The organism is Streptomyces ossamyceticus, from assembly GCF_001418475.1.
Classification (GTDB): Bacteria; Actinomycetota; Actinomycetes; order Streptomycetales; family Streptomycetaceae; genus Streptomyces; species Streptomyces ossamyceticus.
Window position 1 is genome coordinate 1 of sequence record NZ_LIQX01000208.1, and the last position, 352, is coordinate 352.

The 352-nt window shown below is 74.7% G+C and carries 1 protein-coding gene; it reads left to right on the plus strand.

Going from position 1 to position 352, the window contains the following annotated elements:
* On the plus strand, positions 1-352 hold a 352-nt coding region (locus AOK15_RS46825; RefSeq protein ID WP_240508459.1), incomplete at both ends, for a Rossmann-fold NAD(P)-binding domain-containing protein.

Sequence of the window (352 nt, forward strand, 5' to 3'; positions counted from 1 at the left end):
TCCTGATCGTCGCGGACGACACGCCACTCGCACGGGCACTCGTCACCCGGCTCACCGCACTCGGCGCACTCGCCGCCCGGGGCGGCCCGGACACCGCACAGCTCGCCGGGCACACCGGCCCGGTCGACGGAGTGCTGCACCTGGGCGCTCTCGCAGGTACGGATCAGCACCTGCTGCCCGCCAAGCTCACCGTGCTCCAGGAACTGCTGCTGCGCGGCCCGCGCCGGCTGCTCTGCCCCCGCCTCCCCGACGACACCAGCGGCATCGACGGCTTCGTGCGCACCGCGGCCCGCGAACACCCCGACACCGTGGTCCGCACCGTGGAGCTCGACCCCGACGAGCCCGCCACCGA